General features: G+C 57.2%; 23 protein-coding genes, 1 other RNA gene and 1 pseudogene. 14 read left to right on the top strand and 11 right to left on the bottom strand.

The window, feature by feature from the left end:
• Positions 1-90: 90 nt before the first annotated feature.
• The 7 genes and pseudogenes from OKC42_RS01955 to OKC42_RS01925 all read right to left on the bottom strand — a co-directional run.
• A pseudogene (locus tag OKC42_RS01955) lies at positions 91-352 on the bottom strand (IS5/IS1182 family transposase); the annotation flags it as partial.
• Positions 353-594: 242 nt separating this feature from the next.
• Positions 595-3,471, bottom strand: coding sequence for an aminomethyl-transferring glycine dehydrogenase (gene gcvP / locus OKC42_RS01950; protein WP_270803774.1), 2,877 nt, complete (start codon positions 3,469-3,471; stop codon positions 595-597).
• A gap of 299 nt (positions 3,472-3,770) precedes the next feature.
• Positions 3,771-4,160, bottom strand: coding sequence for a glycine cleavage system protein GcvH (gene gcvH, locus OKC42_RS01945; protein WP_005333898.1), 390 nt, complete (start codon positions 4,158-4,160; stop codon positions 3,771-3,773).
• Between the two features lie 84 nt (positions 4,161-4,244).
• Positions 4,245-5,342, bottom strand: a complete 1,098-nt coding sequence (gcvT, locus tag OKC42_RS01940) for a glycine cleavage system aminomethyltransferase GcvT (RefSeq protein ID WP_005346577.1) — start codon at positions 5,340-5,342, stop codon at positions 4,245-4,247.
• A 416-nt stretch (positions 5,343-5,758) separates the two neighbouring features.
• Positions 5,759-7,027 carry an FAD-dependent 2-octaprenylphenol hydroxylase gene (locus OKC42_RS01935; RefSeq protein ID WP_270803987.1) on the bottom strand — a complete coding sequence of 423 codons (1,269 nt, stop codon included), beginning with the start codon at positions 7,025-7,027 and terminating at the stop codon, positions 5,759-5,761.
• Positions 7,028-7,163: 136 nt separating this feature from the next.
• Positions 7,164-8,387: a 2-octaprenyl-6-methoxyphenyl hydroxylase gene (gene ubiH / locus OKC42_RS01930; RefSeq protein ID WP_270803775.1), complete on the bottom strand. Its 1,224-nt coding sequence runs from the start codon at positions 8,385-8,387 to the stop codon at positions 7,164-7,166.
• 177 nt (positions 8,388-8,564) lie between these two features.
• On the bottom strand, positions 8,565-9,134 hold the full coding sequence (locus tag OKC42_RS01925) for a UPF0149 family protein (protein ID WP_033138039.1): 570 nt from the start codon (positions 9,132-9,134) through the stop codon (positions 8,565-8,567).
• Between the two features lie 173 nt (positions 9,135-9,307).
• Here OKC42_RS01925 and zapA point away from each other — a divergent pair, with 173 nt between their 5' ends.
• Both zapA and ssrS read left to right on the top strand, forming a co-directional pair.
• On the top strand, positions 9,308-9,640 hold the full coding sequence (gene zapA / locus OKC42_RS01920; RefSeq protein WP_005333910.1) for a cell division protein ZapA: 333 nt from the start codon (positions 9,308-9,310) through the stop codon (positions 9,638-9,640).
• A gap of 16 nt (positions 9,641-9,656) precedes the next feature.
• A non-coding RNA gene (gene ssrS / locus OKC42_RS01915) (6S RNA) lies at positions 9,657-9,838 on the top strand.
• Positions 9,839-10,033: 195 nt separating this feature from the next.
• On the opposite strand, the gene emrD is transcribed toward ssrS, so the two are convergent.
• From emrD to OKC42_RS01900, 3 genes are all read right to left on the bottom strand, one after another.
• Entirely contained in the window at positions 10,034-11,230 is a 1,197-nt protein-coding gene (gene emrD / locus OKC42_RS01910) for a multidrug efflux MFS transporter EmrD (RefSeq protein WP_216948412.1), read from the bottom strand.
• Positions 11,231-11,492: 262 nt separating this feature from the next.
• Positions 11,493-12,155, bottom strand: coding sequence for a glutathione S-transferase family protein (locus OKC42_RS01905; protein WP_005333923.1), 663 nt, complete (start codon positions 12,153-12,155; stop codon positions 11,493-11,495).
• Positions 12,156-12,323: 168 nt separating this feature from the next.
• A complete protein-coding gene (locus OKC42_RS01900; protein ID WP_005352991.1) occupies positions 12,324-12,779 on the bottom strand; it encodes a hypothetical protein in 456 nt (151 codons plus the stop codon).
• A 199-nt stretch (positions 12,780-12,978) separates the two neighbouring features.
• Here OKC42_RS01900 and suhB point away from each other — a divergent pair, with 199 nt between their 5' ends.
• Complete coding sequence (suhB, locus tag OKC42_RS01895) at positions 12,979-13,782, top strand: inositol-1-monophosphatase (RefSeq protein ID WP_005352992.1); 804 nt, start codon at positions 12,979-12,981, stop codon at positions 13,780-13,782.
• Positions 13,783-14,193: 411 nt separating this feature from the next.
• Here the strand turns inward: suhB and OKC42_RS01890 are convergent, their stop codons facing one another.
• The gene (locus tag OKC42_RS01890; protein WP_158112290.1) at positions 14,194-15,825 is read right to left on the bottom strand and encodes a methyl-accepting chemotaxis protein; all 1,632 of its coding nucleotides are present in this window, start codon (positions 15,823-15,825) and stop codon (positions 14,194-14,196) included.
• Between the two features lie 338 nt (positions 15,826-16,163).
• Here OKC42_RS01890 and OKC42_RS01885 point away from each other — a divergent pair, with 338 nt between their 5' ends.
• From OKC42_RS01885 to OKC42_RS01835, 11 genes are all read left to right on the top strand, one after another.
• Complete coding sequence (locus tag OKC42_RS01885; RefSeq protein WP_103251745.1) at positions 16,164-17,096, top strand: ZIP family metal transporter; 933 nt, start codon at positions 16,164-16,166, stop codon at positions 17,094-17,096.
• Between the two features lie 175 nt (positions 17,097-17,271).
• Complete coding sequence (gene mtnN / locus OKC42_RS01880) at positions 17,272-17,964, top strand: 5'-methylthioadenosine/S-adenosylhomocysteine nucleosidase (RefSeq protein WP_040067225.1); 693 nt, start codon at positions 17,272-17,274, stop codon at positions 17,962-17,964.
• Complete coding sequence (locus OKC42_RS01875) at positions 17,961-18,923, top strand: cobalamin biosynthesis protein CobD/CbiB (protein WP_270803776.1); 963 nt, start codon at positions 17,961-17,963, stop codon at positions 18,921-18,923. The genes mtnN and OKC42_RS01875 overlap by 4 nt, the downstream gene beginning before the upstream one ends.
• Positions 18,916-19,749, top strand: coding sequence for a cobalamin-binding protein (locus OKC42_RS01870; protein WP_270803777.1), 834 nt, complete (start codon positions 18,916-18,918; stop codon positions 19,747-19,749). Before OKC42_RS01875 ends, OKC42_RS01870 begins: the two co-directional genes overlap by 8 nt.
• A 105-nt stretch (positions 19,750-19,854) precedes the next feature.
• On the top strand, positions 19,855-20,859 hold the full coding sequence (gene pseB, locus OKC42_RS01865; RefSeq protein ID WP_064336725.1) for a UDP-N-acetylglucosamine 4,6-dehydratase (inverting): 1,005 nt from the start codon (positions 19,855-19,857) through the stop codon (positions 20,857-20,859).
• Entirely contained in the window at positions 20,856-21,998 is a 1,143-nt protein-coding gene (gene pseC / locus OKC42_RS01860; protein WP_270803778.1) for a UDP-4-amino-4,6-dideoxy-N-acetyl-beta-L-altrosamine transaminase, read from the top strand. Before pseB ends, pseC begins: the two co-directional genes overlap by 4 nt.
• Positions 21,989-22,834: an aldo/keto reductase gene (locus tag OKC42_RS01855; protein WP_270803779.1), complete on the top strand. Its 846-nt coding sequence runs from the start codon at positions 21,989-21,991 to the stop codon at positions 22,832-22,834. The genes pseC and OKC42_RS01855 overlap by 10 nt, the downstream gene beginning before the upstream one ends.
• The gene (locus tag OKC42_RS01850; protein WP_113739249.1) at positions 22,831-23,586 is read left to right on the top strand and encodes a cytidylyltransferase domain-containing protein; all 756 of its coding nucleotides are present in this window, start codon (positions 22,831-22,833) and stop codon (positions 23,584-23,586) included. The genes OKC42_RS01855 and OKC42_RS01850 overlap by 4 nt, the downstream gene beginning before the upstream one ends.
• Positions 23,583-24,872 carry an aminotransferase class III-fold pyridoxal phosphate-dependent enzyme gene (locus tag OKC42_RS01845; RefSeq protein WP_236272156.1) on the top strand — a complete coding sequence of 430 codons (1,290 nt, stop codon included), beginning with the start codon at positions 23,583-23,585 and terminating at the stop codon, positions 24,870-24,872. The genes OKC42_RS01850 and OKC42_RS01845 overlap by 4 nt, the downstream gene beginning before the upstream one ends.
• Entirely contained in the window at positions 24,873-25,826 is a 954-nt protein-coding gene (locus OKC42_RS01840) for a hypothetical protein (RefSeq protein WP_270803780.1), read from the top strand.
• Entirely contained in the window at positions 25,827-26,465 is a 639-nt protein-coding gene (locus OKC42_RS01835; protein ID WP_270803781.1) for a formyltransferase family protein, read from the top strand. It begins immediately after the preceding gene.
• Positions 26,466-26,560 lie beyond the last annotated feature (95 nt).

Genomic DNA, 26,560 nt, shown 5'->3' with positions numbered 1-26,560 from the left:
CTGCGCCGTTTCGGTATTGGTTGGTAGCGTCACCTCTTTTGGTGGGCTCTTCTCTTATCAACTCGGTCATCTGTATGCCCATCTACCGCACAGAGAAGTAATCTCGTAGAGCTCATGTTCCATGGCGCCATCGCAGATGGTTATTCCACTGCTGCATGTAGTGAATTCGCAGCGTGGTGTCGAGTGGATAGGAACGGCTGCCGTTGTCAGCTTTCGGGTAGACCGGTTCAATGACACTGAGCATTCTGGCCCATGGGAGCAAAGCGTCCATGCGGGCTAGGAATGTCTCTTTGCGGGTTTTGCGGCGTTTACCATTGAACTTGCTATCCGCGAAAGTAAACTGTTGGACCATGCTGAACCTCATCCCTGATACCAAGTGAGACTGATAGTCTCACACCAGAGTCTTGTTCGCACCTTCCCCAACACGGCTGAAAGATCAAAATGCGATCATTTTTATAATTTAATGACTCTCAGTCCACGGAATAATAAAAAGGCCCTGCTGTTGCAGGGCCTTTGAGTTTCCAACTTGAATGGTCGGTTTCCAACTTCAATGTCACGGTTTCCAACTTAAATGGCCGTGATCATAAACGCCACTTACTTGGCGTAATCCTCGGTCGGGATACAGGCACAGAACAGGTTGCGATCGCCGTAGACGTCATCGATGCGGTTGACCGACGGCCACAACTTGGCGGCACGCACGGCGTCGGACGGGAAGACCGCCTCGGCGCGGCTGTAGTCACGGGACCACTCTGCATCCATCACGTCATCTTGGGTGTGCGGCGCATGGACAAGCGGGTTGTCGGCGAGGCTCCACTGCCCCTCCTGCACCTTGGCAATCTCGGCGCGGATGGACGTCATCGCCTCGACGAAGCGATCCAGTTCGCGCTTGGATTCCGACTCGGTCGGCTCGACCATCAGGGTGCCCGCTACCGGGAAGCTCATGGTCGGTGCGTGGAAGCCGTAGTCCATCAGCCGCTTGGCCACGTCCATCTCGCTGATGCCGGAAGCCTCCTTGAGCGGGCGGATATCCAGGATGCACTCGTGGGCCACCCGACCGTTTCGGCCGGAATAGAGCACCGGGAAGGAGTCACCCAGCTTCTTGGCCAGATAGTTGGCGTTGAGGATGGCCACCTGAGTGGATCTCTTCAGCCCCTCGTCACCCAGCATGGCGATATACATCCAGCTGATGGGCAGGATGCTGGCCGAGCCGAACGGTGCCGCCGACACGGCGCCATTGTCACGGCTCTCCTTGTCGGTCTTGACCACGGCGTGGCCAGCCACGAACGGTGCCAGATGCTTCTTCACGCCGATGGGGCCCATGCCCGGGCCGCCACCACCGTGAGGAATGGCGAAGGTCTTGTGCAAGTTGAGGTGAGAGACGTCCGCCCCGATAAAGCCCGGTGCAGTCAACCCGACTTGCGCGTTCATATTGGCGCCGTCCAGATAGACCTGGCCACCGTGCTGGTGAACGATGTCGCACACCTCCTTGATGGTCTCCTCATACACCCCGTGGGTGGAGGGGTAGGTCACCATCAGACAGGAGAGCTGCTCCCCTGCCTCGGCCGCCTTGGCCCGCAGGTCGTCGAGATCCACGTTGCCGGATTTGTCACAGGCGGTGACGATCACCTTGAGTCCTGCCATCTGGGCAGAGGCCGGGTTGGTACCGTGGGCAGAAGCCGGAATAAGGCAGATATCGCGATGCCCCTCGCCACGGGATTCATGGTACTTCTTGATGGCCAAGAGACCTGCGTACTCCCCCTGCGCACCTGAGTTGGGCTGCATGCAGACCGCATCGTAACCGGTCACTTTCACCAGCCAGTTTTCGAGGTCGGCCAACAGCAGTTGGTAGCCCTTTGCCTGTGCCAGCGGGGCGAATGGGTGCAACTTGCCGAACTCGGGCCAGGTCACCGGGATCATCTCGGCGGTGGCGTTGAGCTTCATGGTGCAGGAGCCGAGTGAAATCATGGCGTAGTTGAGCGCCAGATCCTTGGCTTCGAGACGGTGAATATAACGCAGCATCTCGGTTTCGGAGTGGTACTTGTTGAACACCTCGTGGGTCAGCACGGCATCGGTGCGCAGCAGATCCTGCGGAATGGCGTGATGAGCCTGGGCCGCCTTGTCGAGGGCCTCGATATCGAGCCCATGGCCTTGGCCGAGGAAGAGATCAAACAGTTCGGCTACATCGCCACGGGTGGTGGTTTCCGAAAGCGACACCCCTACCGCACTGTCCAGATCCGCACGCAGGTTGATGCCGAGCCCTTCGGCCTTGGCAATGAGTGCTGCTTTATCTGCCGTCAGCACGGTCAGGGTATCGAACCAGCTGGCGTGCTTGAGGGCAACACCCTTGGCCTTGAGGCCGAGCGCCAGAATGGTGGTGAGACGGTGCACGCGGGAGGCGATGGTTTTCAGCCCCACCGGGCCGTGGTAGACGGCGTAGAAGCTCGCCATGTTGGCCAGCAGCACCTGTGCGGTACAGATGTTGGAGTTGGCCTTCTCGCGGCGGATATGCTGCTCGCGGGTCTGCATCGCCATGCGCAGGGCACTCTTGCCACGGGCATCCTTGGAGACACCGATGATGCGACCCGGCATGGAGCGCTTGTAGGCATCGCGGGTGGCGAAGAAGGCGGCGTGGGGGCCACCATAACCCATGGGCACGCCAAAGCGCTGGGCGGAGCCTAACACCACGTCGGCACCCAGCTCGCCCGGGGATTTGAGCAGCAGCAGGGAGAGCAGATCGGCGCTGACGCAGGCCAGCCCTTTCTGGGCCTGTACCGCGGCGATGAGGGCGCGCAGATCTTTCACTTCACCGGTGGTGGTGGGGTACTGGAACAGGGCACCAAACACCTCTTCGCTCACCGCATCGCTGGCGGCGCCAACCGCCACGTCGAAACCAAAGTGAACCGCGCGCTCCTTGACCACGTCGATCACCTGCGGGTGCACGTCATCGGCCACGAAGAAGAGGTTGGACTTGGACTTGGCCATCCGCTTGGCCAGCGCCATCGCCTCGGCGGCGGCGGTCGCTTCATCCAGCAGGGAGGCACTTGCCAGATCCATGCCGGTGAGATCCAGTGTCAGCTGCTGGAAGTTGAGCAGGGCTTCGAGACGGCCCTGCGCCAGCTCGGGCTGGTACGGGGTGTAAGCGGTATACCAGCCCGGGTTTTCCAGCACGTTGCGCAAAATGACGTGGGGCACATGGGTATCGTGATAACCCATGCCGATATAGCTCTTGGCAATCTTGTTCTGGGCGGCATAGCCCTTGAGCTTGGCCAGCGCCTCCACTTCGGTCATGCCGGCACCGATGCCGAGCGGGCCCGGCAGGCGAATGGCGGCAGGCACGGTCTGTTCAATCAAATCGTCCAGGCTTTCGGCCCCGACGGTCGCCAGCAGCTGGCGCAGCTCTTCCTCGCCCGGGCCGATATGGCGGCGGACAAAATCGGTTTTTTGCTCGAGTTCAAACAGTGACTGGGTCATTTCCCTATTTCCTGATAAATAAGTCCTGGCATGACATCCTGATAACCAAGACCTGATGTTCCTGATCGTCGGCTGATACCGACTCCACTCATGTTCTGGGTCCCGCAGACAGGGCGCGGCACCGGATGCTGCGGCAGCATCGAGAGGGGATCGCCTTGTTGCGAACCGGCCCGTTTGCCCCCTAGGCTCCCAGGCTGGCAAACGGCAGGCGCGGGCGACTTCACCCTTCCACCGGCCGGTGCTTGCCCGGCTGGCGGTCATACAAAGGGGCCCTGCTGTATTGGCAGGGCCCGGGGGCATTACTCTTCGTCCACCACGTTCTGGTAGCCTTCGGCATCCAGCAGGTTGGCCAACTCGCTCTCGTCATCGAGCTTGATGCGGAACAGCCAGCCAGCGCTGTAGGGGTCGGAGTTGACCAGCTCGGGGCTCCCTTCCAGCTCTTCGTTGACGGCGATGATCTCGCCGCTCACCGGGCTGTAGATGTCGGAGGCCGCCTTGACCGACTCGGCCACGGCGCAGTCGTCACCGGCACTGACCTGCTTGCCCACTTCCGGCAGCTCGACAAACACCATGTCACCCAGCAGCTCCTGGGCGTGCTCGGTGATACCGACCACGGCCTCGCCGTTGGCTTCAACACGGATCCACTCGTGGGAAGTGGCATATTTCAGTTCGCTCGGGATATGGCTCATTTGTGCTTCCTTTGATCTTTGAGTCGCGTTTAAAAACGAATATGAAAAGGGATGGGGGAGGCACAGCCCTCCCCCAAGACGGTATTAAACCAGCTTCTGGCCGTTACGGACGAAAGCGGGCTTGGTGACCTTCACGGTGACCAGCTTCTTGCGGATCTCCACCTCGGCCAGCTCACCGATATCACGGGGCACCCGCGCCAGGGCAATACTGTAGCCCAGGGTGGGGGAGAAAGAGCCGGAGGTGATCACACCTTCCCGCTTCTCACCGTTTGCCGCGGTGAAGGTGACCGGCATACCGGCACGCAGCACCCCTTTCTCTTCCATCACCAGACCCACCAGCTTGGGCTGGTTGCCCGCCGCTTTCTGCGCTTCCAGCACGTCGCGGCCGATGAAGTTGCGATCGCTCGGCTCCCAGGCGATGGTCCAGGCCATGTTGGCGGCGAGTGGAGAGACTGACTCGTCCATATCCTGACCATAGAGGTTCATCCCCGCCTCGAGGCGCAGGGTATCGCGGGCACCGAGGCCGCACGGGGCCACGCCGTTATCCAGCAGCGCTTGCCACAGCTCGCAGGCTTTCTCTTGCGGCACCACGATTTCATAACCATCTTCGCCGGTGTAGCCGGTAGTGGCGATAAAGAGATCGCCAGCCTGCACGCCGAAGAAGGGTTTCATCCCCACCACGGCGGTACGCTGAGCGGCGCTCAGCACAGCAGCAGCCTTGACCTTGGCGTTGGGGCCCTGCACCGCGATCATCGCAAGCTCGGGACGCTCGGTCACTGTGATATCGAAATCGATGGCGTGATGGCGGATCCAGGCCAGATCCTTCTCGCGGGTAGCGGAGTTGACCACCAGCCGGTAGAAGGTATCGGTGAGGTAATAGGTGATGAGGTCATCGATCACGCCGCCTTCCGGATTGAGCATGCCGCTGTAGAGGGCCTTGCCGGGGGCAGTGAGTTTGGCCACGTCGTTGGCCAGCAGGTGTTGCAGAAAGGCTTTGACCCGTTCGCCGGTCAAATCGACGATGGTCATGTGGGATACATCGAACATACCGGCATCGCTGCGCACCGCGTGGTGCTCTTCCAGCTGGGAGCCGTAGTTGATGGGCATTTCCCAACCGTGGAAGTCCACCATCTTGGCGCCGGCTTCCAGGTGTTTGGGATGCAGTACAGTAGTCTGGATCATCGCATTCTTTCCTTAGCAAAAAGCCTTTTCGCTTTGGCGACCACCCTTGCGACCCACGCCACCGCTCTGACTGCACTACGTACAGCAAAAAGCGACCGGATCCAAAAGTGTGTGCTCGCTCCTGCCCTTGCCAGGCAAGAGGGATTCCTTGAACGGAGCGGATTATATGACAAGCAGGCGAGCGTGCCGCTCAAAAAAAACTAATCCCCTCCCGTAAAACTGACTCCAGACACTAAGATAAATGCAGTGATAAAAACAGCCATAAGCCGACTCAGGCGAGATTAAATTTCGATTTTTACCGTTTCGTCACAATTTGCAGAAAAACGTTTCGCTCCAGAGCAAAATTAAAGGCTGACACCCAAAACGGGTCATCAGCCTTGTCGGATTACTTTTGTTGTCAAAAACGGCGAGTAATATTAGTTTTTTTCAGCCTTGGCCTGCATGGCACTGCCCTTGGTCGCAGCAACAGCCCAGTCAGGACGGGCCAATGCGGGCAACTCTCCCTCCAATCCCATGGCGGCGCGGATCACCCCCTCCTTGAAGGGCGTCAGCAGATTGGCCGCGCGCAATCCCACGCCCCGCACCAGCTTCTTGAGCGGGTTGGCCCCGCTGAACAACCGCTTGAGCCCTTCCATCGCCGCCAGCATGCGAGCCGCCTCGCTCTTGCGCCAGCGCTCGTAACTGCGCAGGTTGGCGAGCAGGCCGATATCCTCGCCCGCGGCATGATTTTGCAAGATCTGCTCCGCCAGCGCGGCAGCATCCAGCAGGCCAAGGTTGACCCCCTGCCCCGCCAGCGGGTGGATGGTGTGGGCAGCATCTCCCACCAGCACCAGCCGCTCGCGAGCAAAGTCGCGGGCATAGCGGGCGGTAAGAGGAATCGCGCTACGCGCCCCCTCCACCTTGCACAGACCAAGGCGGGCATCGAAGGCGGCGGTAAGCTGGCGATTGAACTGCTCGTCATTGCAGGCGCAGAGCGCCTCGGCGCGGGCCGCAGGCAGCGACCAGACGATGGAGCAGAGGTTCTCCTGCCACAGCGGCAAAAAGGCGAGCGGGCCATCCGGGGTGAAGATCTGGCGAGCAACAGCTTCATGGGGTTCGGCGCAGCGCACCGTCGCCACCAGGGCGTGGTGACCGTAATCCCAGCTGGTGAGCGGGATATCGGCCTGACGGCGCACCCAGGAGTGAGCGCCATCGGCAGCCACCACCAGTTTGGCCGAGATGGCCTGACCATCTTCAAGGAGCAGCAGGGCGCCCGCCGGGCCGCTCTGCAGGCTCTTGGCTCTGGCGGGGGTCAGCAACTGGATATTGCTGGCACCTTCAATCGCCTCAAGCAGCGCCAGCTGGATCACCCGATTCTCGACGATGTGGCCGAGGTTGGCCTGACGCAGGCTGGCGGCATCGAAATCGATATGGCCGAAACTGTCCTGCTCCCACACCGCCATCTTGTCGTAGGCCTGCAGGCGGCGCGCTTCAATGCCGTCCCAGGCGCCGACATGGCGCAGGATCTGCTGGCTGGCCAGACTCAGGGCGCTGACCCGGTTATCGGCCACCTCCCCCAGCTGCGGGTCGGGCAGTTGTCCCTCCACCACCAGCACCTTGAGGGCGCTATGTTTCAGGGCCGCAGCGAGCCCCAGCCCCACCATGCCGCCACCGACAATCACCACATCCACATTTTGCATCTGCATCATCTCATCCTTTCAGGGCTGACCGGCTGGCCAGCGAGGGGACGCCCGCAGGCATCACCTCTTTATTCAATAGGTTTTGATCAACGAATGGCGGTCACCATCTTCCGGTCAACAGGTTCCACTCAACAAGTGCTGGCTAGTTGCCGCACACATCGGCGACAAAGCCCAGGGTGCGCGAGGCAAGCGGCGCCTTGAGGCACGGGAATCGCCCCATCAGGGTGAGCGCCAGATTGCGCCCCGCCACCAGCGGATCGTGACCATTGGAGAAGAGCTGGGCCAGCGAAGAGGTGAGCCAGACGGTCTGCGCCTGATCGCGCTGACGCTGCTGCCAGTAACCGTTCAGCACCTTGAAGCTGCCGATATCCTCCCCCTCTGCCAACGCCTTGGCTACGGCGCCGGTAAGCAGGTCCAGATCCCGCATCCCGAGGTTGAAGCCCTGCCCGGCAATCGGGTGCAGGGCGTGGGCGGCATTACCGACCAGCACGGTGCGCTGGGCCAGCGGGTAGTCGCAGGCGGTCAGAATGAGCGGATAAACATTACGCACGCCACATCGCTCGAAGCGGCCGAGCCGCCAGCCAAAGGCCTGCTGCAGACGGGCAAGAAACGCCACCTCATCGAGGGCCATCAGCTCATCCACCTCATGCTGCCCGACGCTCCATACCAGCGAGGAGAGCCCATCCTGCATCGGCAGCAGGGCCAGCGGCCCCCCTTCGGTAAAACGCTCGAAGGCGCGTCCCTCAGGGTCTTGCGCCGTTTTGACCGTGGCGATGATGGCGTGCTGCTCAAAGTCGTGGCGGGTCACCGGCAACTTGAAGTGCTGACGCACAAAGGAGTTGCCGCCGTCTGCCGCCACCAGCAGGCGGGTCTCAATCTGTTCACCGCTCTCGAGGGTGAGGGTCACCTTCTCCTCATCGGGCGCAATCTCGCTCACCCGAGCCGGACAGCAGACCCGGATATTGGGAGAGGCCGCCATCGCCCGTTGCAGCTCATGACCGGCAGCTGCCAGCTCGATCACTTGGCCCAGCGCGGGCAGACCGTATTCGGCAGCCGACAGGCGAGCCTGACCGAAGTGGCCCCGATCCGAGACATGAATCTGGGTAATGGGGGCGCAATGGGGGGCAAACAGCGGCCAGAGTCCGCGTCGCAACAGCGCATCGCAGGTACCGGCCGAGAGCGCAATGGCGCGTGCGTCGAACCCTGAATGGGTGTGCTGTTCGGGGACGCTTGCCTCCAGCAGCAGGATCTCGAGGGGGGAGCCATCGGATCGAAGCAGGGCTGCCAGCGAGAGGGCCAGCACGGCGCCGCTCATTCCACCGCCGACCAGGGTGACATCGACCTGTCGCACATCAGATTGAGACATAAGCAGAGAGGAAGAAGTGAAAAAGGTGGCCTCATGCTATCACAAAGCCGCTGGCCGAATGCGAGGTCACCGGCAAAAAACCGGTTGCGCCTCACAGGGTTAGCCACCACAAGGGAATAAAAAAGAGCGCCATCAGGCGCTCTTGCAGATTCAGTAAGGGTCGCGTTGACCCGCACCTCAATGCAGGGTCGGCGGTGCGCTCGGGGTATCGGGGCGCTTGCCAAACTCTTCGAATGCCATCATGACACCCAGTTTGACGTGTTCGTAGAGCACCAGGAAGGAGGCTTCGTTCTCGTCATCTTCCTGATCGAACTCGGCAGAGACCTGAGTGATGCTGGCGATATCCTGGATCATCTCCTGCAGCTCTTCCGACGCGCGGGAGAGCTCCTGCTGCACCACGCCGAAACCGGCCAGAAATGCCTGTGACCAATCCACCAGCGAATCGATGCGCTCATCAAGGGGGGCATCATCACTTGGCAGCAGCAGCTCGACGCCCTTCTGGGCCATCAGGCTCTCGACCACATTGTGATAAAGATCGGTCATCACCTGGCGCACCGGGGCCGGCAGGCCGAAACCGTCGTTCACCAGATCGTTGAAATGGGGGACCCAGCTCTTCTCATCCAGTGCCACACCACCACACACCAGACCGCAGATCACACCATGGGCCTCGACTGCACTGGCCATCAGCTCATGCTGCTCCATGATGTCGGCCACAGCCGCATATTTAAGGGGGTTTGTTTTGCTCATAGAGGATCCGCTCAAAGTTCAGGCAAATTTGCAGAATTAATGGTCAGGATCCTAGCATTCTCCCTCTTGCAGAGCCAGCAAGGCCTTGAAACTTATGCATCTGCGCTATATAGTCCCGCCCAGTTGTCCACGTGGATAAAGGCGGAAATCAGCTCCGCCGTATTGAGGAAGGCATGAGCACAGAGGCCGTAGAAATCGTCATTTTGGGACGTCCCTACAAGGTATCCTGTCCCTTGGGACAGCAGGATGCCCTGCGCCAGGCCGCCGAGCAGCTGACCGACAAGTTGATCGACCTGCGTCAACGTTCCAAAGTCTCCAGCAACGAGCAATTGGCTATCATGGCGGCGCTCAATTTCTGTCATGAGCTCTGCCTTGAAAAAGAGAAGAACCACCAATACTCTGAGACCATGGACAAGCGGATCAAGATGCTGCAGCGCACCATCGAAGCGGCCCTGATCGAGCACGGACAATATGGTGATTCCAGCGAAGAGGGGCAACAGCCCTAATCGCAAACCGTTTTAAAATTCCCTGGGATGTTTGTCAGCCGGTTCAAGTCCCCGAGCCGATATTCATACCAAACAGGGGATCTGCCTTCTGGCTATTGCGCATGCTCGGCACGACCGAGAAGCCTGCGGTCAGATCCGATCCCCGCCTTGAACCGACGGTTCAAGGGCCCAAACCGGCAACGGCATCTCGGGGTACCAACAGCAAAAGCCCGTCACCAGCGTGACGGGCTTTTTCTTTGCCTGATGATCAACGAACTGTCCCGTCCTGAACATGGTTTACACCTTTCCCCCCCAATAAATGGAGAACCCGATGGGACAAGGTGTGAAACGGACACAGCCATAACGACAAAGCCCGCCAAAAGGCGGGCTTTGTTTTGCAACTGGCAAGCAAATTTAGATGGCCATCTGCTCGTGAGGAGAACCGTGGTGGCGTAACCAGACAAAGCTCAGCGCCACGATCAGCACCATCAGGGTCATGATGGCCCCCAGGGTCACCTGTCCAGTCATCGGGAAACCGGCGGCCAGCAGGGTCACCACACCCGCCCCCAGATTCTGCATCCCGCCGAGAATGGCCCCCGCGGTGCCGGCCTGACCCGGGAAGGGCTCGATGGCACAGGAAGTTGCGGTCGGGTAGAGAATACCGCTACCGATGAAGTAGACAGCCGCACCACCAACCAGCGAGGCGGCACTCACCACCCCGAACAGCCCCGGCACCAGAATGATGAGTGAGCCGAGCGCCAGAAAGGCGATCCCCAGACGCATCAGCTTGCCCTGAGTCAAACGGAAGCTCAGCTTGGCAGAGAGCCAGGCCCCGAACAGATAGCCGGGCAGCGGCAGCACGAACAGCACGCTCACTGTGCGGGCGCTCAGTTTCAGCACATCGCCGAGCAGCACACCGGCCGCAGCCTCGAACACAGCCAAACCGGCAAAGGTCGCCATCAGGCAGAGCAGGTTGCCCTGAAACTTGGGGTTGCCCAGCACATGGCGATAGGCAGCACCGACGCGCAGTGGCTGACGGGCAGCAGCAGGCAGGGTCTCGCCAAACCAGGCCATGATCGCCAGGGTGGCTACGGCACCAAAACCGAACAGGAACCAGTAACCGGCGCGCCAGTTGAACAGCTCGGTCAGCCATCCCCCCAGCACCGGTGCCAGCAGCGGGGAGAAGATCACCCCCATGCTCACCAGACTGTTGGCGCGGTTGAGCTCGGCGCCGTTGTAGCGATCGCGCATCACGGTACGGCTCATGGCGCCACCGGCACCGGTACCCAGCCCCTGAATAAAGCTACCCACCAGCAGGGCGGCAAAATGGGGGATGACCTGAATGGTCAGGGTGCCCACCAGAAACACCATCATGCCGACAATCAGCACCGGACGACGACCGATGCGATCCGAAAGCGGCCCGTAGACAAACTGGGAGAGGCCATAGGGGATCAGGTAACAGGCCATCACCGCCTGCAACTGGCCCGAGGCCACATTGAAGTCCCCCGCCATCATGGGAATGGAGGGAACATAAAGGGTCTGGGTCATCTGGCCCACAGCGACCATCAGAATGGTCAGTAAAAACAACGGATAAAAACTGTGCCGATCCATATCAGTCCCAAAAAATCGAAAAAATGCTGCCGCCCCTCTGGCACAAAATGGCCCAGAGGAATCTGATCACAGAGGCTGTGATGCAATCAAAAACAGTGTTGGAAACAGTAGGCGGGGAGCCCGCCAAGCCACCGCACAGGACGCTTGGTGGTATGGGGGCATCATAGTGATTCAGCTCACAAAAAACGAACGAATCTTTATAATCGGCTTGCCTTAGTTTTTCTAATATTACGGGGCATTTCGCCCCGTCAGCAGTTAAAAATCAACGCGTTACCATCTGTTGCGCCTGCTTGATCAGCTCATCGGGCTGCTCCTTGCGCGGCGGTATGGTGATCCCCTTCTGGCAGGCTGGCTTCTCTGCCATGCGATCCATCCAGGCTTGCAGATGGGGCAATCCCTCGATGGAGATACCGCTCCAGTCATAAATACGCACCCAGGGCCAGGTGGCGATATCGGCGATGCTGTACTCGTCCGCCAGATATTCGTGATGGGCCAGATGGCTGTCGAGCACCTCGAACAGACGGCGCCCCTCCTTCTGGTAACGTTCGATGGCGGCGGGGATCTTCTCGGGGAAATAGCGGTAGAAGACGTTAGCCTGCCCCATCATGGGCCCTACCCCGCCCATCTGGAACATCAGCCACTGGATGGCTTGAGAGCGGCGTTTGGGATCAGCGGGCAGCAACTTGCCTGCTTTCTCCGCCAGATAGATGAGGATGGCCCCCGACTCGAATACGGCGAAATCGTCGTTATCCCGATCGACGATAGCCGGAATACGGCCATTTGGGTTGATGGCGAGAAACTCGGGCTTCTTCTGATCCAGCGCCGAAAGATCGAGAGGAATGACCCGATAGGGCAAACCCAGCTCTTCGAGGGCGATCGCCACTTTGAAACCATTGGGGGTCGCGGCGGTGTAAAAGTCGATCATGATTCACTCCTTGTTGGTCATAGCCAGATTGCACGGTTGGAACAGGGTGCAACACCATAGCCGCCTCATCTTGCAACAAGTGACCGGCTCCAGACCATTAAAAAGCGGCGCACCGTAGGCCAAACAAGGCCACGGTGCGCCGCTGGTGCTCTCTGGCAATAGTAGATATTAGTTAATCACGGCGACCGGCTTGCGCTGGCGCAGCATGATCAGGCGGGAAAGCAGCGGGAAGTAGGACTCCAGCTTGCGCAACAGCACCCGGCTGCAGGCAGGCTCGGCCAGCTCCGACTCATCCAGCACGATGCCGTTTGAGACAAAATAGAAACGGGGGTCACGCACATCCGGCCCGCAGACCGTCAGCTCCTTGTCCCCCTTGCGGATCAGCAGCGGCAAGACCGGCAAACCGATCGTCTCATCCTCTCCCCGGGCAAATCCGGCATCCTGCCAGGGCGCATCGCCGTCGATCAGCAGGATCGCCGCCTCCGTCTTGGCCGGTTGCCACTGGGCCAGGGGGGTCACGGTGATGTGGGCAAAGTGATCACCATACTCAGGTGATGACCGCAAGATGGCCAACAGTCCCTCGCTGGCCGCTGACACGTTCTGACTCACTAATGACAAATTCATGGTTCACATCCCTATGCTCATGACAGCCTGTATCCGGCTGCTGGGATAAGACTAGCGCAGATCTGGTCTATATTGGAGCCGTCAAATCTGGCAGTGGTAATCAATTGGTCGTAGGGGGATAACAGTTGCCATCGCACAAAATACTGGTATTATACCGCGTCCTTTTATCCCCCGTTCTTTAACATCCAGTGGTGAACCTATGCATCCGATGCTGAATATCGCCGTGCGCGCTGCGCGCAACGCCGGTCAAGTTGTAGTAAAAGCCTTCTCCCAGCCTGAGAACATTGAGGCTATCCAAAAAGGCAGCAATGACTTCGTGACCAACGTTGACCGTGAAGCCGAAGCGGCCATCATTCACACCATCAAAAAATCTTACCCGGAGCACAGCATTGTTGCTGAAGAGTCTGGTGAGATTGCCGGTACCAATCCGGACTACCAATGGATCATTGACCCACTGGATGGCACGACCAACCTTGTCAAAGGCATTCCGCACTTTGCCGTTTCCATCGCCCTGCGCGTAAAAGGCAAGACTGAACAAGCCGTTGTTTACGATCCCATCCGTGACGAGCTGTTTACTGCTACCCGTGGTAGCGGCGCCCAGCTGAACGGCTACCGTATCCGTGTCGGCAAAGCCAAAGAGCTGGCTGGCACCGTACTGGCTACCGGTTTCCCCTACAAACAAAAGCACCACATCGAGTCCTACCTGAAGATGTTCCAGAGCATGTTCATCGAATGTGCCGACATCCGTCGCTCCGGCTCTGCCGCACTGGATCTGGCCTACGTGGCTGCCGGTCGCGTCGACGGTTTCTGGGAAATCGGCCTGAAACCCTGGGACACCGCTGCCGGTGAACTGCTGGCCAAAGAAGCTGGCGCCATCGTCACCGACTTCGTAGGCGGTCACAACTACGAAAACTCCGGCAACATCGTGGTTGCCAACCCGCGAGTCCTGAAAGAGATGCTCGGCAAGATCCGTGAAGAGCTGCCGGAGTCTCTGGCCAAATAAGCCAGCTCCCCAGACTTCACCAATATAAAAAAACCGGCGCAAGCCGGTTTTTTTATTGCTGCGATATGCCCTGTCAGGGCATTCCAACCAACTGCTTATGCTCTTCTTCCCCGTAGCTCGCGCCCCAACAGCTCACCCCGTTCCCCATCCCCAAAACAGTTCGTCGCCCTTCTCTCGTTAGCAAATACGCCTTAACCAACCATCTTGAATATCACCACACAGGCAGAGATAAGCATCTGATCTCCCTCCCAGTTTGCCCTGATCTTCATCCTCTGTATGAAGAGCCCCAACCATCAGGCCTCGTACCCATCGCCAGATAAAAAACACCCGGCACATGGCCGGGTGTCGTGAGGGCAGGCAAAGCGCCCCGACTTTTATGAATGAAGAGGTCGGCGTACGCCAGCCCCTTTATCAGGCAAGGCGGAAGCGACCGATGGTCTGCTTCAGACCCACCGCCAGCTGGCTCAGCTCCAGACAGGCGCGGGCAGTATGATCCGCCCCCTGCGCCACCTCATTGGCGGATTCGTTGATCCGCTCAACATTGCGACCCAGCTCATCAGACACCGCATCCTGCTCACCACAGGCGCTGGCAATCTGGATCGCCATATCGGCAATCTGGGCGACAGCCTCTTCGATCTGCTGGATACCGGTGCCGGTCTGCTCGCTTTGGGTGACGCACTGACGGATCATGTCACAGCTCAGCCCGGTCACCTCTTTCGCCTGATTGGCGCGAGACTGCAGGGTTTCGATGATGGCGACGATCTCGCCGGTAGAGGCCTGGGTGCGGCCCGCCAGGGTGCGCACCTCATCGGCAACCACCGCAAAGCCACGGCCCTGTTCACCGGCACGGGCTGCCTCAATGGCGGCATTGAGAGCCAGCAGATTGGTCTGATCGGCAATGCTGCGAATGACATCGACCACTACGTTGATCTGGGCGGATTCACGCTCCAGTTCGGCCACCAGCGTGCCAGCCTGCTCAATCTCTTCCGCCACACGGGTGATCGCCACCAGCGAACGCTGCACATCCTGATTACCTTTGCGGGCTAAGGTATTAGCCGCACTGGCAGACTCAGAAGTGTGCTCTGTATTGCCCGCCACATCAGCAACGGTCGCTTTCATCTGGGTCATGGCCGTCGCCACTAGCGAAATCTCTTGCTGCTGGCTCTGAATACCCTTGGCAGACTGTTCGGAAACCGCACTCACTTCGTCAATCGCCGCCCCCAACTGGGTAACCGCAGCCACCACCTCTTCAATCAGACCACGCAGGTTGTCCTGCATCTTGAGGGAAGCTTTGGCCAGCATGCCAAGCTCGTCGCGGCCGATATGCTGACGCTCCAGCTGATGAGTCAGATCGCCGGCGGCAATGGCGTTGGCCTGAGCCACTACCGCTTGCAGCGGCAGGCAGATCTGGCGGGTCAGGAACCAGGTCATCACCACCATGAACACCAGCAGAGCACCAATGCTCACCATGGCGAAAGTGGTCACCATGCTGACGCTGCCAAGCAAGCTGCTGCGGTTTTCCTTCACAAAACCGAGGTTCACATCGATCAGAGCATTAACTGCCCGCTCCAGAGAACCAAAAGCAGCATTCGAGGCAAATAACTGTGCCTTGGCTTGCTCTTGTTGTCCTTGTACCAGCAGTTGATCAAACTCGTTCACTGCACGTTGGTAACTGAGCCACTGTTGTTTGGCCTGATTAAACACCTGACGCTCATGATCAGCACCGACGGTCGCCTCATAGGCGTGAAATGCGTTGTCTACTTTCTGGATATTCTGCTGGATCCGGCTGCGGCGAGCCTGCAGATCAGCGGCATCGTTCACCATCAGCAAGGCGAACTGGGCACGACGGACATAGGAGACGTCATAGAGCAGGGTTTCAACCGACAGGACACTCGGCAGCGTAGAGTCGGTAAAGTTCAGCACCCGATCACGCACACCGCGCAATTCGCTGGAGAGAAAAACACCGAAGAGAACGTTGACTGCGGCAATGACCGCAAAAACCACGGCAATCTTTTTGCCGATGGAGAGATTCTTGTAAAACATAGTGGCGGGTGATCCTCTACTGCTGACAGGCGAATGGAGTGTGGCGATCACGTCCCTATGAGCAAATCCCCGGACCTTCCTGACGGGAAAAAATGCAGAACACCGGGAAGGTAGAGTTCCGCAAAGGCGCGCACTCTAGCACAAAGCGACCACGCCCTCACTTTTCTTTAAAAATTAAAAGCAACTTAACAAAACCAACAATCAGAGCCGGATCACAAAAAACTTCATATTCACCTGACGCCATTTTTCGATAGCGGCAATCGCCTTGCAGACATAGACAAGGGGCGGCCAAGTGGATGTAATGCCACCATCCACTTTGCACACCTTGAGGTCATGCCATGGACCATCTCTCAGCTCTTCCTCCGTTATCCTGGTCACAGCAACTGCGCAGCCAGATGCAAAGCCGCCCGCTCACTGCTCTCGGCCTCTTTATCGCGCTGGCTGCCGTCTTGTTGCTGCTGTTGCAGAGTCTCATCATGCTCGCTACCGGCGAGGTGACCAGCGGCGTGCGCTATGGCCTTGTCGGTGGTGCCGCCGGGTTTGCCGCCACCGCCATCGGCGCCCTGCCCGCCCTGTTTCTGCGCTCGGTGCCGCAAAAGGTAGAGGACACCATGCTGGGCTTTGCCGCCGGCATGATGCTGGCGGCCAGTGCCTTCTCCCTGCTGCTGCCGGGGCTGGAGGCCGCCGAGGGGATCACTGGCAACGGCTTCAGTGCCGCCGCCGTGGTGGTGGTCGGCATGACCCTCGGGGTGCTGTTGATGCTGGGACTGGATCAGTTCACCCCCCACGAGCATGACAAGACCGGCCCCTGCGGCCCCGGCCATGAGAGCTGCTCCCGGGTCTGGCTGTTCGTCTTTGCCATCGCCCTGCACAACCTGCCGGAAGGGATGGCCATCGGGGTCAGCTTCTCGCAGGGGGATATGTCGGTGGGGCTGCCGCTTACCACTGCCATCGCACTGCAGGATATTCCGGAAGGATTGGCGGTGGCGCTGGCCATGTGCGCCGCCGGTTTTCGCCCTTCGGTGGCTGTGCTGGTCGCCATCGCCAGCGGCCTGCTCGAACCGATTGGCGCCCTGCTCGGGGTGGGGCTCTCCAGCGGCCTTGCCATCGCCTACCCCATCGGACTTGGGCTCGCCGCCGGCGCCATGCTGTTTGTGGTCTCGCACGAGGTGATCCCGGAGACTCACCGCAACGGTCACCAGACCTATGCCACCCTCGGCCTGATGGCAGGCTTTGCCCTGATGATGACGCTAGACACCGCGCTCGGCTAAAGGCCCCCTCTGATCTCTAACCAATGAATGCTGTTGTGGTCACCTGCGGCGCCTCCATATGGGGCGCCGCACTTCATCTCTCCTTTCGCGTGTGCCTCTCGGCGCCGACGCCATCTTTTGTTATGATCTACAGCAACTTAAATTCAGCCACACGGCTAGCAAGACGAGGTCAGCAATGAAAGTAGGTATTATCGGCGCCATGGAGCAAGAAGTAGCCCTGCTGCGCAGCCAGATGAGCAACCCCACCACTCTGCAACTGGGCGGCTGCGAGTTCTATCAAGGGATGCTGGCGGGCAAAGAGGTGATCCTGACCCGCTCCGGTATCGGTAAGGTCGCCGCCAGCGTGGCCACCAGCCTGCTGCTGGAAAAATTCGCCCCCGACTGCGTCATCAATACCGGCTCTGCGGGCGGCTTTGCCCAGGATCTGCACATCGGTGATGTGGTGATCGCCAGCGAGATGCGTTTCCACGATGTGGACGTGACCGCTTTTGGTTACGAGATGGGCCAGATGGCGCAGCAACCCGCCGCCTTCCCCTGCGACGAGAAGCTCATCGCGGTCGCTCAGGATTGCATCGCCGAACAAGGCAAACACCAGACCAAGGTCGGCCTTATCTGCACCGGCGATCAGTTCATGTGCAAACCGGACGCCATCGCCAAGGCTCGCGCCGACTTCCCGCAGATGCTGGCGGTCGAGATGGAAGGTGCCGCGATCGGTCAGGTGTGCCACATGTTCAAAGTGCCCTATCTGGTGGTGCGTGCCATGTCCGATATCGCCGGCAAGGAACAGGTTGAATCCTTCGATGCCTTTATCGAAGTGGCCGGCAAGCACTCCGCCGAAGTGATTATCAAGATGCTCGGCAAACTGTGATCGAAACCGGCTCGCTTGATTTGATGGCCGACGCCCTCCTCTCGACGACGGCGGCCATTCTGGTGGGGGCTGCTTTGCTGGAGGCGGTGATCCCGTGGCCATCCCATCTGCGTCTTTCGGCCGTAACGCCCTTGCTGACCCGGCTGGGGCACAAGGTGCACAGGACTGATGGCACGCCACACCAGCAGCTGCAAGCAGGTATGCTGGCGATACTGGTGGTCTGGACACCCTGCGCTGCCGGGCTCTGGTCGCTACGCAATCTGGCCCTGAGCGAGCCGCTCTTCGACCTGCTGTTTCTGCTGTTGATGATCGAATCTCGTCCACTACGCGAACTCGCCCATGCCACTCACTCACTCGCCACGCAGGAGACCCTGCCGCTGGCGAGATTGCAGGCGGCTCCTTGGCTCAAGCGAGAGACTGGCAAGCTCTCGGCCATGGGGCTCGCCAAAGCAGTGACGGAGAGCTGCGCCCTGCGCCTGATCGGCCAATGGGCTGGCCCGCTGCTGGGGTATGCCCTCGCGGGGGTACAAGGCGCCCTGCTCTGGCGGCTGGTACAGCTGATGAGCCAGGGCTGGAGCATGAAGGATCCCGCGTTTGGCTATTTTGGCCGCGCCGCCAGCGCCCTCTATCAGGGGCTCAATGCTCCCACCATCCTGCTACTGGGGCTACCGCTCCTGCTACCGCGGCTCAAACAGGCCGCACAGCTGCTGCGAAGTGGCGCGATCTGGCCCTATCCCGCCATCGGGATGCTGCTCACTCTGCTGGTAGACAAGTGCCGGATCCGTCTTGGTGGCCCTCGCTACTATCAGGGAACCTTGCAACGCTGGCCGATACTTGGCAGCGGTGATGACCCCGACGGTGAGTCACCGCGCAAGGTGCTCAATATTCTGCAAGGAATTGGCTGGGGCTGGTTGATGCTGGCGCTGCTTGTCACTGTGGCGGGGTTATTTCATGGTTAGATGGTTGCGATTGCCTATCTGGCTGCCCTGCGTGTTGCTTGCCTGGTTGCCCGCTGCGCTGCAGGCAGCCACTCCGAGCCGGGTGGTGAGCGTGGTACCCCATCTTACCGAACTGCTTTACGACATAGGTGCCGGTGACAAGCTGGTGGCCATCGACGATGCCTCCGACTATCCCGCCGAGGTGAAAAACAAACCCAAGGTGGCCAATTATCGCAGCATCAATGTCGAGGCGCTGCTGGCGCAAAAACCGGACCTGATCCTGGGCTGGCGCTCGGCCCAGTCTCGCATGCTGGCCCCGCTGGAGCGGCTGGGAATCCCGGTTTTCTACTCTGAGCCCACCGATTTTGCCTCGCTGGCCACCGAAATGCGGGCGCTGGGCAAATTGCTTGGAGTGGAGAAGAGTGCCAACGAAGCCGCCGATCGCTATCTGACGCGCCTGCATTCCCTGCAACAGCGCTATGGCCAACCAACCGGTGTCAAGGTGTTCTACCAGCTCTGGTACCCGCCGCTCACCAGCGTCAGTGGCAATGCCTGGCCGGCTCAGGCCATCGAGCTTTGCGGCGGGATCAACATCATGGCGAATGCCAAGACCCCTTACCCTCAAGTGGACATGGAACAGGTGATCAGAGCCAACCCATCGCTGATCCTGGCAGGAAGTCAAGATCCTGACGCCCTGCTTCACTGGCGAAAGTGGCCAAATCTCGACGCGGTGCAGCATCAGCGACTCGATTTGATCAACTCGGATGAGCTGCACCGCTTCACCCCGAGAGCCCTCAATGCGGTGGAGCAGGTTTGCCGAGCCATTGCCCAACGCAGCAACAAATAGCCAAAAAACAGCCATTCAGATCACGCCTTCCAATTTACGTCTGCAAATGGCATAAAAAGTGCTTTAGAATTCCATAGATACCAATCTTCATCATGGGACACCGTCATGTTTAATGGAAAAACAATCCTGGTTACCGGTGGCACAGGGTCATTTGGCAAAAAATTCATCGCAACCGTGCTATCCCGCTACCAACCGGCACGACTGATCGTCTACTCCCGTGATGAGCTCAAGCAGTTTGAAATGCAGCAGCGTTTCAACCATCCCTGCATGCGCTATTTTATCGGCGATGTTCGCGATGCCGAGCGCCTCGACATGGCGATGCGCGACGTCGACTTTGTGGTGCATGCCGCTGCACTCAAGCAAGTGCCAGCTGCCGAATACAACCCAATGGAGTGCATCAAGACCAACGTTGGAGGAGCCGAAAACGTCATCAAGGCCGCTCTCAACAATGGCGTGCAGAAGGTCATTGCACTCTCAACCGACAAGGCTGCCAACCCGATCAACCTTTACGGGGCAACCAAGCTCTGTTCTGACAAGCTCTTTGTCGCCGCCAACAATATGGCGGGCAAGAACCCGACCATCTTCTCGGTGGTACGTTATGGCAACGTGGTCGGCTCAAGGGGCTCAGTAGTTCCCTTCTTCGACAATCTGATCAAGAGCGGCGCCAGTACGCTGCCTATCACCCACCCCGAGATGACCCGCTTCTGGCTGACCTTGCAGCAAGGCGTAGATTTTGTTCTTAGCAACTTCCAGCGTATGCGCGGTGGCGAACTGTTCGTGCCGAAAATCCCGTCGGTCAAGATCACCGATCTGGCGGCAGCCATGGCTCCGACCCTTAAGCAGGAGATCATCGGCATCCGTGCGGGGGAGAAGCTGCACGAGGTGATGTGTCCGGCTGACGACTCTTTCCACACTTATGAGTTCAACGATTACTACGTGATTGCCCCCAGCATCAGTTTCACCAGCCGCAACAATGATTTCAGCGTTAATGCTCTGGGTGAAACAGCCACACTGGTTGCACCGGGCTTTGAATACAATTCCCTAAATAATCAGCACTTTCTGTCGATAGCCGAACTACAGAGCATGAACCAGCAGGTATTGTCCGAATGATCCCTTATGGCCGCCAATCGATCAGCGATGCCGATATAGAAGCCGTCGTTGCCGTACTGAAATCTGATTATCTGACCCAAGGCCAAGCCGTTCCCGCTTTCGAACAAGGACTGGCCGATTACTGCCAAGTGCCGCATGTGGTTGCTTGCAGTAACGGCACCACTGCGCTTCATCTGGCCTGTGCAGTACTGGATATTGGCGCCCAAGATACAGTTTGGGTTTCTGCGGTCAGTTTTGTTGCGTCGGCGAACTGCGTTCGCTACTACAATGCCAACGTTGATTTTGTCGACGTTGACCCTGCTACCGGTAACCTCGATGTAGTGGCACTGGATAAGAAACTGCAGCAAGCTATGCGCACCCACTCCCTTCCAAAAGCGCTGATTGCTGTACATCTGGCCGGACAGCCCTGCGATCTCGAAGAGATCGGTGCGCTCTGTCGCCAGTACGGAATCATTCTGATCGAGGATGCCTGCCATGCACTGGGTGCCCACTATCAGGGGTCACCTATCGGTAGTTGCCGTCACAGCGATATGACGGTCTTCAGCTTTCATCCGGTCAAACCGATTACGACCGCAGAAGGAGGCGCTGTCACCACCCGGGATCAGGTGCTGGCCGACAAATTGCGACTCTATCGCAGCCATGGAATCACTCGAGATCCGCAAGCGCTGCTCATGCCCTCTCCCGGAGAGTGGTATTACGAGCAACAACTTCTGGGCTTCAACTATCGCTTGACCGACATTCAGGCGGCACTAGGGCTTAGTCAGTTGAGCCGTCTTGACCAGTTCATTACCCAGCGTCGTGAACTTGCCAGGCGATATGACACGCTGTTATCCCCCTTGCCAGTCCAGCCGTTGCAGCAGAGTAATAATCGCCAGAGCGGTTATCACCTCTATGTCATTCAGGTGGCTGAACGCGATCAGGTGTTTGCCCGCCTGCGTGCTGCCGGCATTGGCGTCAACGTTCACTATATTCCTATCCCAGCCCAGCCCTACTACCGTGGGCTGGGACATGACCCAGCAGCCTATCCGGGCGCACAAGCCTACTATCAGGGAGCAATCTCTCTTCCACTGTTCCCGGCTCTGACTCTCTCAGAGCAGCAACAGGTCGTAGATGCGCTGGAGCAGGCACTATGCGGCTAGCTCTGGGCACAGTGCAATTCGGTCTGGATTACGGGATCAGCAATCACGACGGACAAGTCAGCGATGAGGAACTCGACGCGATCATTGCGTTAGCTCGTCAAGCAGGTATCGATACCCTGGATACGGCGCAAGCCTATGGCAATGCCGAGCAGAGGCTGGGGCAAAGAGATATCACCGACTTCACTCTCATCGACAAGCTGGCACCAGGGCTACCGCTGTCCGATGTTAAGGCTGCGCTCAACAACAGCTTGCATTGGCTGGGGCGAAAACGGCTCGATGGTTTGCTGCTGCACCGTAGCCAAGATGCCTCACCTGCCTTGTTCGAGTTACTCACCGATTTGCAGCAACAGGGCGCGATCGGAAAACTCGGGATCTCCGTCTACTCCCCGGACGAGCTCGATACCTGGAGCGCAGCTGGCTATCCTCTGGAACTGGTGCAATTACCTGCCAATTTGCTCGATCAACGCTTTTTACGCACTGGATGGCTCGACAAACTGGTAGATATGGGGTGTGAAATCCATGTTCGCTCGCTCTTTTTACAGGGCCTGTTATTGATGCAACCAGCGCAGCGACCTGACTATTTTCAGCGTTTCGCTACCGCACTTGAACGGTTTGACCACTGGCATCCCTCGGTGGCCCCGCTTGGCAGAGCCCTCTCCATCATGACAGCCCTACCACAGGTGAGCCGCTTTGTTGTCGGTGTTTGTCATGCCCAAGAGCTGGCCGCCATCGTTGCGGCCAGTCAAGTACAGCACGAGTGCTACGAGGCCGATATCGCACACCTGGCGTCTATGGAACAGGAACTTATCAACCCCGGACTCTGGAGAACACGATGATCTTGGGTATTCTGCAGGCCAGAACCAGTTCTTCCCGCCTGCCCAACAAGGTACTAAAGGAACTGCTGGGCGAACCCATGCTGGCAAGGCAGATTGAACGGTTGCAACAGAGCAAGCTACTGGACAAGCTGCTGGTTGCCACCAGCGATCAGTCGGAAGATCGCGCCATTGCCGAGCTGTGCGAGAGGTTGAATATCCCCTGTTTCTGCGGTCCTCTTGACGATGTGTTGCTGCGTTTCTATCTGGCGGCCCAACCCTACAGTCCGACCCATGTTGTGCGTCTCACTGGTGACTGCCCACTGGCTGACCCTATGGTAATAGACGAGCTGATAGCCCTCCATCTCTCGGGCAAGTTCGACTACAGCAGCAACTGCGGCAACCCCAGTTATCCGGATGGGCTGGATGCCGAGATCATGAGTGGAGCGACTCTGGCAACCTTGCAGGAAAAGGCCGCCACGCAGACCGAGCGGGAACATGTCACCTATTACGTTCGCTGTCATTCCGAACAGTTTTCTATCGGCGAACTACAGCGCTCGCCTTCGCTGGCCCACCTGCGCTGGACTGTCGATGAGCCTGCCGACTTTGAACTGGTAGAGCGAATTTATCAGGCTCTCTATCCTGCCAACCCAACCTTTACGACCGACGATATCCTCGCCCTGCTGGCGCAGCAGCCGGAGCTGACAACACTTAATACCCGGCACAAGCGCAACGAAGGATTGGCTAATTCGCTGGCCAAGGAGAATCATATATGACCTCACGTTATCAACATTCACTCGCTCTCTCGGCACGTGCGGAACAGAGCATTCCACTCGGCTCCCAAACCTTCTCCAAAAGTCGCCTCTGTTTCCCCTATGGCGCCGCCCCACTCTTTATCGAGCGCGGCAATGGGGCGCATGTTTGGGATGTAGATGGCAACGAGTATCTTGATTTTGCCAGCGGCCTACTGGCCATCAGTCTTGGATATTGCGATCCGGATGTGAATGAAGCGGTAATGGAGCAACTCAGTCTTGGCTCGATCTTCTCCCTTCCCCACCGGCTGGAGACTGAAGTCGCAGAACAGCTCATTGAGCTCATCCCCTGCGCCGAAATGGTTCGCTTTGGCAAAAACGGGACTGATGCCACCTCAGCCTGTATCAGGCTCTCCAGAGCAGTCACAGGCCGCGAGCGAGTAGCCGTCTGTGGCTATCATGGCTGGCAAGACTGGTACATCGGCTCAACCACCCGCCATTTGGGGGTCCCCGAATGCGTGAGAGAGCTGACCCACAGATTTGACTACAACGATCTTGCCTCGCTACAGTGCCTACTGGAAGCTCACCCGGGCGAGTTTGCAGCCGTCATTCTGGAACCGATGAATGTAACCTGGCCAACCCCGGATTTTCTGCCTGGTCTGCGCCAACTCTGCGATGCTCATGGCGCACTACTCATCTTTGATGAAACCATTACCGGTTTTCGCTACCACTTGGGCGGGGCACAGAGCCTCTTTGGTGTGACGCCGGATCTTGCTGCGTTCGGCAAAGGCATGGCCAATGGTTTCCCGATTTCCGCCGTTGTTGGCCGCCGCCAATATATGAAACGGATGGAAGATATCTTCTTCTCCGGCACCTTCGGCGGGGATGTAATTGCCCTCGCTGCGGCCAACGCCGTCATCAAAAAGATGCGGCGACTGGATGTACCAAAGAGGCTTGCAGAGCGGGGACAACAGGTACTGGATGGGCTCGATAGCTTGCTAAAAGAGATCGATGCCCCGGACTGGCTGCATACCGCCGGACATCCGAGCTGGAGCTTTCTGCTGGTTGCGGATTCAGTAAACCACTCTACCTGGCTTCTCAAGAGCTATCTGATCCAGGAGTTGTGCAAGCGAGGGATCCTCACCCTTGGCAGTCACAATATGAATCTGGCCCACAGCGAACAGGATGTGGCCGCTTTGCTGGCCGCCTATCGCGACATACTGCCAGTGCTCATTCGTCACGATAGAGATCTGACACTGGCCAGTGCGCTTGATGGAGAACCTATTCAACCTGTATTCAAGGTGAGATAATTGCTACCACTATGGATATTTACCGAAGGAGATCTACAGCGCGGCATGGGACATATAAGCCGCTGTAGTGCCTATGCATGCGCATGGAAGCAAAGAGGCGGTGACGTCTATTGGATAATAGATGGGGATTCATGTGCGCAGAATTTTATTCCAGATGAAAATATCTCCTGGATATGCTGGCAAGATAATCCGGGGGTAGTTAATAGCATCACTGGCTTTGCACTTATTGATAGTTACTATGCATCACCACCTGTTTTAAAAAAGATTTCTGATTGTTTTTTACAAACTGTGTATCTTGATGATACTTTCCGATTGAATTATCCAAATGGATTAGTAGTTCACTGTATACCAGAGCAAAAACCTGATCATCTTGTTGATGCAAAATGGCTTATGGGTATTGAGTGGCAACCATTGAGGCCAGCTTTTTGGAATACTGCTGTGAGGGAAAAATCGACCAGCGATATTATTGATATTTTAATCATTATGGGTGCAACAGATATCAGAAATCTGACTGAGCGTATATTCAACCTAGTTATTGCCATGTATCCAAACGCACATGTAAATATTATTTCAAACAATCAAGATGTTGCGTTTAATAAAGAGTGCACCATCTACAAAAATATTAATGACATTGAGATGTTGCAATTGATGTCTCAATGTGACCTTGCCATTAGCTCGGCGGGACAAACCATGTTTGAACTTGCTAAATGTGGCTTACCTAGCATTTTGGTTTGTGTTGTTGACAATCAAGAAAAACAATTTAAATGGAGTCAGGAAAATAGCTTATTCCCAGATGGGATATATTGGGATGATCCATTCTTTGATGAAAAAATAGCCACTCAGTTAACGAAAATGTCATCCCCCATATATAGAGATTCAATTGCCAAACATGCACAATCACTCATCGATGGGCAGGGCGTTAACAAATTAATTAATGTGCTGATAGGTTCTTAAATGAAGATATCAATAATTTGTTCAGAGAGTAACCACCCTGTAAATAGTTGGATTCACACTTGGGCGAACAATATAAGTGAACGACACGAGATCAACATAGTAACTAAATCAAACCAGTTAACCACTGGCAACATTCTCTTTTTAGTTTCTTGCCATGAAATAATAGATAAAGAAACAAGAGACAATTTCGATTACACACTAGTCCTCCACGCAAGTAATCTGCCTTATGGTAGGGGCATGTCTCCTCATATTTGGCAAATAGTTGAAGGGAAAAACCGTATTCTCCTAACACTTTTAAATGCAGAAGACAAACTAGATTCTGGGAAAATATGGAAACAAAAAGAAATATTCTTTGATGGTAGTGAGCTTTTCGATGAAATAAATAATAAAATTTTTTCATCCGAAATAGAGTTGATGTCATGGGCAATAAAAAATATTTACACATCATCTCCATTTGAACAAGTTGGTGAACCAACTTTCTACAGAAAGCGAACTCCTGAAGATAGCAGAATTGATATCAAAAAGACCATTGATGAGCAATTTAACTTGCTACGCGTGGCAGATCCAGAACGCTATCCCGCTTTCTTTGAAAGAAATGGTCACACGTATAAAATAAAAATTGAAAAAATCATAAAATAATTTACTTCGAGTAAGTAATACATAGCAAAAAGCAATGTAGTCAATTTTTATGATGGTAACTGTTTATTTGACAGATTGCCTGCAAAAATGAATAC

It is taken from the genome of Aeromonas sp. Y311-2 (genome assembly GCF_027706025.1).
Taxonomy (GTDB): domain Bacteria; phylum Pseudomonadota; class Gammaproteobacteria; order Enterobacterales; family Aeromonadaceae; genus Aeromonas; species Aeromonas veronii.
Note: the sequence above shows the minus strand (reverse complement) of the source record. Positions and strands in the feature narration are given on the sequence as shown.

What these genes read in the sequence shown, in the direction of transcription:
- ubiH (WP_270803775.1), bottom strand. Translation starts at nt 8,387, where the DNA reads ATGTCTCAATCTGATGTGCGACAGGTCGATGTCACCCTGGTCGGCGGT.
- OKC42_RS01885 (WP_103251745.1), top strand. Translation starts at nt 16,164, where the DNA reads ATGGACCATCTCTCAGCTCTTCCTCCGTTATCCTGGTCACAGCAACTG.
- OKC42_RS01935 (WP_270803987.1), bottom strand. Translation starts at nt 7,027, where the DNA reads ATGCAGATGCAAAATGTGGATGTGGTGATTGTCGGTGGCGGCATGGTG.
- gcvT (WP_005346577.1), bottom strand. Translation starts at nt 5,342, where the DNA reads ATGATCCAGACTACTGTACTGCATCCCAAACACCTGGAAGCCGGCGCC.
- mtnN (WP_040067225.1), top strand. Translation starts at nt 17,272, where the DNA reads ATGAAAGTAGGTATTATCGGCGCCATGGAGCAAGAAGTAGCCCTGCTG.
- suhB (WP_005352992.1), top strand. Translation starts at nt 12,979, where the DNA reads ATGCATCCGATGCTGAATATCGCCGTGCGCGCTGCGCGCAACGCCGGT.
- pseB (WP_064336725.1), top strand. Translation starts at nt 19,855, where the DNA reads ATGTTTAATGGAAAAACAATCCTGGTTACCGGTGGCACAGGGTCATTT.
- OKC42_RS01855 (WP_270803779.1), top strand. Translation starts at nt 21,989, where the DNA reads ATGCGGCTAGCTCTGGGCACAGTGCAATTCGGTCTGGATTACGGGATC.
- OKC42_RS01925 (WP_033138039.1), bottom strand. Translation starts at nt 9,134, where the DNA reads ATGAGCAAAACAAACCCCCTTAAATATGCGGCTGTGGCCGACATCATG.
- OKC42_RS01845 (WP_236272156.1), top strand. Translation starts at nt 23,583, where the DNA reads ATGACCTCACGTTATCAACATTCACTCGCTCTCTCGGCACGTGCGGAA.
- zapA (WP_005333910.1), top strand. Translation starts at nt 9,308, where the DNA reads ATGAGCACAGAGGCCGTAGAAATCGTCATTTTGGGACGTCCCTACAAG.
- OKC42_RS01905 (WP_005333923.1), bottom strand. Translation starts at nt 12,155, where the DNA reads ATGATCGACTTTTACACCGCCGCGACCCCCAATGGTTTCAAAGTGGCG.
- pseC (WP_270803778.1), top strand. Translation starts at nt 20,856, where the DNA reads ATGATCCCTTATGGCCGCCAATCGATCAGCGATGCCGATATAGAAGCC.
- emrD (WP_216948412.1), bottom strand. Translation starts at nt 11,230, where the DNA reads ATGGATCGGCACAGTTTTTATCCGTTGTTTTTACTGACCATTCTGATG.
- OKC42_RS01890 (WP_158112290.1), bottom strand. Translation starts at nt 15,825, where the DNA reads ATGTTTTACAAGAATCTCTCCATCGGCAAAAAGATTGCCGTGGTTTTT.
- OKC42_RS01870 (WP_270803777.1), top strand. Translation starts at nt 18,916, where the DNA reads ATGGTTAGATGGTTGCGATTGCCTATCTGGCTGCCCTGCGTGTTGCTT.
- gcvH (WP_005333898.1), bottom strand. Translation starts at nt 4,160, where the DNA reads ATGAGCCATATCCCGAGCGAACTGAAATATGCCACTTCCCACGAGTGG.
- OKC42_RS01850 (WP_113739249.1), top strand. Translation starts at nt 22,831, where the DNA reads ATGATCTTGGGTATTCTGCAGGCCAGAACCAGTTCTTCCCGCCTGCCC.
- gcvP (WP_270803774.1), bottom strand. Translation starts at nt 3,471, where the DNA reads ATGACCCAGTCACTGTTTGAACTCGAGCAAAAAACCGATTTTGTCCGC.
- OKC42_RS01900 (WP_005352991.1), bottom strand. Translation starts at nt 12,779, where the DNA reads ATGAATTTGTCATTAGTGAGTCAGAACGTGTCAGCGGCCAGCGAGGGA.
- OKC42_RS01835 (WP_270803781.1), top strand. Translation starts at nt 25,827, where the DNA reads ATGAAGATATCAATAATTTGTTCAGAGAGTAACCACCCTGTAAATAGT.